4 protein-coding genes and 2 pseudogenes are annotated in these 4,374 nt (G+C 40.8%); all 6 read left to right on the top strand.

The features are described 5' to 3' along the window. Positions 1-1,071 (top strand): annotated as a pseudogene (locus ABEW34_RS31535) (hypothetical protein); the annotation flags it as partial. A gap of 151 nt (positions 1,072-1,222) precedes the next feature. Further along, the gene (locus ABEW34_RS31530; RefSeq protein ID WP_430165720.1) at positions 1,223-2,008 is read left to right on the top strand and encodes a hypothetical protein; all 786 of its coding nucleotides are present in this window, start codon (positions 1,223-1,225) and stop codon (positions 2,006-2,008) included. 238 nt (positions 2,009-2,246) lie between these two features. Beyond that, positions 2,247-2,390 (top strand): hypothetical protein, encoded by a 144-nt coding sequence (locus tag ABEW34_RS31525; protein ID WP_430165717.1) that lies wholly within the window; start codon positions 2,247-2,249, stop codon positions 2,388-2,390. Further along, positions 2,387-2,956: a suppressor of fused domain protein gene (locus ABEW34_RS31520; protein WP_430165714.1), complete on the top strand. Its 570-nt coding sequence runs from the start codon at positions 2,387-2,389 to the stop codon at positions 2,954-2,956. Before ABEW34_RS31525 ends, ABEW34_RS31520 begins: the two co-directional genes overlap by 4 nt. 106 nt (positions 2,957-3,062) lie before the next feature. Continuing rightward, a complete protein-coding gene (locus tag ABEW34_RS31515; protein WP_430165711.1) occupies positions 3,063-3,539 on the top strand; it encodes a hypothetical protein in 477 nt (158 codons plus the stop codon). After that, positions 3,488-4,374, top strand: a pseudogene (locus ABEW34_RS31510) (HNH endonuclease); the annotation flags it as partial. The gene ABEW34_RS31515 and the pseudogene ABEW34_RS31510, both read left to right, overlap by 52 nt.

Below are 4,374 nucleotides of genomic sequence, written 5' to 3'. Positions count from 1 at the left end.
GGTGCCGTGCTAGCTGGAGCGGCCATTGCGGGTACCGCTGCGGTCGTGAGCCAAGCGGTGTCCGATATTGCCAGCGGTGAGGTCAGCGATATGGGGACATATGTCTCAACGGCCTTCCGAGAGACAGTCATCGGGGCGATATCTGGGGCGGTGTTTGGCCCGTTCGGTCCGATGGCGAATCTAGGTGGACGTATGGCGTTTGGTGCGGTGCAGAATGGGTTTGAGAGTGTCATTCGTCAGACAATGGAAGGCAAAGGATTTAGTTTTGGTACACTGGCGCTGGATATGGGAATCGGCGGTTTAACCGGTGGTATAATGGATTCACGTCTTACGAAGGCAATCGGTAACAAGATCGCTGGTGCGAAAATCGTGAAGACCTTAGGCAACGCATTTGGTGATTCGCTAAATAAAATGACGGGCTGGATTGGGAATGCGGCAGATGCGGTTAAAGCGAAACTGATACGTGATGCATTGGATATTAAGGATGCAGCAACTACAGGCTGGAAGAAGCTTCAGAATGCTTTGACGAATAAGAAAATGGGTGACAATCTTGTTCCGGTAGGTTCTGGAGGAAATGTTAAACTTCATGATAGTCCTGATTCTATATCTTCAAGTCCGTCACAGCATCATAAGGATTTCTTTAAGGAATCCGAAGCGGGTAAGAAGGAATTGGCTGAGCGTTTGGCTAGAGAGGCTCAGGCAGAGATCAGCCCTTCACCAGAACAATTATTAGGTATAAAGCATGCTAATATGAAGAATCCAAGGGATGCACTTAATGAAAAGATTGTTTTAGATGATAGACTAACGAAAAAAACACAGAAACCGGAACGTAGACACCTTACCAAAGACGAAAAGAAATTAGCTAATCAGCACTTAGATGATCTGGCGGCTCGTAAGAATGGAGATACAGCTGCTGCACAGAGATTATCTGAATATAGAGATCATCCTCGTGATGATGGTTGGAATAGTCTTGATCTAGTCGAAGGGAATACAGGATTATCAAATAAGATGAGGCTTCTTTATAAGGAAGTTAACGGTGTTATAGAGTGGAAAATAATTCAAAATCATTAGATTTTGAAAGATGGTTGAGAATGAATTGGGAAACCTTTTTGGGTAAAAGAAAAGAAATTTTATTAATAATCACTTATATCAAATGGTTTTATACGTTGCATCTTGACAGGGAGGAAAATAGTTTATTATTAGAACAGGAGGAGATAGTAAAATGGTTAAACAAATAATAGAATTGATAACTAATGCGTATTCAAGAAAAGATGATGATATTATAATTTCTGCATTAAAGCTATTAAAGAATGATTGCAATTTAGAAGAATTAGTAGGTGACTATTATAATCAACTTATTAGAATGATTCCTTTAGTTAAGGATGAAAGTATAAAGGCGCTTTTAATAGAAACTATTGCTGAGTCTCCTGAGTTTGTTAGAGATAGTGATCGATTAGATGAATATGTGAAACTGATTTCACAAGGTGCAACTAATGTTAAAGGTGCAGCAAGATGTTTAGGTGCATTTAATGCTTCTGGATTCAAGAATAATGAAATCTTTCTAAAGATAGCCAGAAACGTAGAAAATGAATTTGCTCTTGAATTACTTGTTTCAATGGGACGTTTTGAATGGGGAGATATACCAAGTGACCTAGAGACATTTGCTCAGGAGGTCCATAAAGCACAAAGAATAAGATATCGTTCAGGAGTAATTGCAGCCTTTATATTAATTGTCCATCCTTTAGTTTCAGAATATACTCATATTAGTTCAATGTCCTTTGGATACCCATACAAAGAGGCAGCAGTAAATGATTGGGCATGGGTAACTCCAAAAAGTACAGAAAATATGGTTAGAAGGAAAATAGTCACTCAAAAGGAAGCTGATTTGCTGATTAAATTAGGAGAAATATTGAGCGGCAGTTTAAATGAAGAAGAAAAAGAAAATCTATACAAAGAATTTTTTGGAGAAAAAAATCCGTTTGATGTAATTTTTACTTTGCCTGAGTAGAATAATAACTAATTGTTTTTAAGCGTGACTATGGTGCTTTGTTAGAAACATTTTAATCTAAAATATAAAACTAATATGAATTTATAGGCTTATTCCATGTGAAGAAATTGGAATAAGCTTCTTTATGTCAGAGTGTATTTGAAACATCATAAATGACAATTATCGAAGAAGTAAATGAACTCTCGAACTTTGCAATAGAGACCATTATCCAGACACTTGGGCGGAGAGAGTTGCAAGTATGAAAACAATGGAAGTACAACCAAAGCGAAAAGAAGTTTTGGATGAGTACTATGAACGGTTGAGGGAGCGATGTAACGAATGTAATGTTAGTTATGCTTATGAAGGCGTAGAAGGAACGTTTAAAGGAGAGCTTAAAGAATGATAAACTACGGTGAACTTTATTACGACCACTACAGCGAATTCCTAGGTCAGCCAATTGACCGAGAAGTGTTTGAAAATAATGAAGAAATGCCGAAAATACAAATTTTGAAGTATGAAAATGTGTTTGAAGAATGTTTAGTTTTTAACACTCTTGGTTTTAGTAAATATGAGGAGGTAGTAGGTAACAATATAGAGGTTTCGATGGTAGTTAATGGAGGTTTCAATAAAACTGCATATATTCTTGCGAATGTTTTATTTTATTGTATAGGTAAGCAAATTAAGATTGGGAGAGGAACAGCAATTAATGGCATTGAAAGTATTGAGAAATCATTTGTTCAAAAATACAATAAAAGTGCTGTTTACTTTACTGAACCATTCGCATTTCCAGAAGAATATAACTATTTGAATTCTGAAAACGAAAATACTAATGGTGAAATTCTACTAGCTTTTTTTATTTCTCAATCCGAGTATGACTACTTTATAAAATATGGAACAGAAAAGTTTGAGGAATTATTAGAAGAGAATGATGTAGATCCGTTTAATGTCAGCAGAAAATCTATAGTTTAATGAATAATTGATCTCAATAAATTATTTATAATGTAATGTTTACGAATGTGAATTTATTGAAAATATAATGAATGTTTTTAAGGCTAACTCCAAGTAGGTAACAATATTGGAGTTAGCTTTTTTTTGTTGGAATATTTTGAAGAGTTTTCTCGATTATGGCTTTATTGCCGAGCCGAGCAGCCATGATATTTTGAACGGCAAGCTGCGGCTGGGAACGATTAATTATGTATCCTTTGCCAAAACGGCGGAAGGCGATGTCGCTGGCGGGGATTTCCTTCATTCTGGCGGCAGTGGAATGGGCGTTGCGTCCACGGCTGGCTGGATCGAAATGCTGCCGACGGCGATTGGCGTTGCAGATTGCGCTGATATGGGCGATATCAAATACACCTATGGGTATAAGGCGATGCGCCAGCTTAAGCATAATGCGCATGCGGGGAGAACGAGCGTTTTTCTCGGGATGAAGCGTTGGGTGAATGGGATCGGCAAAATATCTGTGATATATTGGAAGAAACGCCGAAGCTGTTTATTGGGATGCCGGAGGGAAAAGAGCATAAGCTGCCTGATGGAGCATCGTATACGGTGAGCAAGGATTTGGCGGCTTTTCAAAAAGCAGGCGGAGAAGCAGCGGGCCTGCATGATACAGACTTTTTCGGCTATGAAATACAATCCAAGAAGTTCTATCGTTTGGGTGATCGCTTTAAGATTCGAGGCTATATTGAGCTGATCGTATCGTCGATGACGGCGCGTTTGGAAAAGGGTCAGCTGATCTACCAATATAGGCTGTCGCGGGAAGCCGGAATACGAGAGCAGCGGATCTTGAATACGAGACTGTCGGGCCTGACACTGCAAGGAGAAATTCTAGCGGTAAAAGGGGAACAGGTGCAGGTGCATCTGGCGATTGATAACAAGCAGGACAAGGGAACGGCGCACTGGTATCGTTATGCTCCGGAGACGGGAAGCGCGATGTACAGTATGCCGCAGGTAGGAACAAAAGCGAATTTATATCTAGCCGATGCAGGCGGTCAAGAAGCCATTGTCACTGGCGGCGTGCGAACCAATGGGGCGAGTGCAGAAAAGACGGCAGATCCGATCAACCGTTATTTTGGGACGGAGCATGGCAGTGAAATGAAGCTGTCCCCTACGGGAGTCGAGTTTACAGGCGGAAGCAAGGAGCCACTGTTTTTGAAGCTGGACGATGCCGTAGGCATTATCTTGAGCAGCCCGCGCAAGCTGACGCTGACAGCGAAAGAAGAGATTTCGCTGTTCACACCGAAACGTGTGGTCATTGGCGCACAAGCGCTGCTGGTCGCAAAGAAGACGAGTGCGCCAAGCGGAATCACGCTGGAAGGCGAGTACAATCTCATGGGGGCGCAGATCCGAACGGAAGGAAAGGATCGAACGAGCTATGCGCCGTATGA

Source organism: Paenibacillus algorifonticola (assembly GCF_050481745.1).
In the GTDB taxonomy this organism is placed as follows: Bacteria; Bacillota; Bacilli; order Paenibacillales; family Paenibacillaceae; genus Pristimantibacillus; species Pristimantibacillus algorifonticola_A.
Note: the sequence above shows the minus strand (reverse complement) of the source record. Positions and strands in the feature narration are given on the sequence as shown.

Coding starts and splice junctions, on each gene's coding strand:
- ABEW34_RS31530 (WP_430165720.1), top strand. CDS start 1,223: ATGGTTAAACAAATAATAGAATTGATAACTAATGCGTATTCAAGAAAA.
- ABEW34_RS31525 (WP_430165717.1), top strand. CDS start 2,247: ATGAAAACAATGGAAGTACAACCAAAGCGAAAAGAAGTTTTGGATGAG.
- ABEW34_RS31520 (WP_430165714.1), top strand. CDS start 2,387: ATGATAAACTACGGTGAACTTTATTACGACCACTACAGCGAATTCCTA.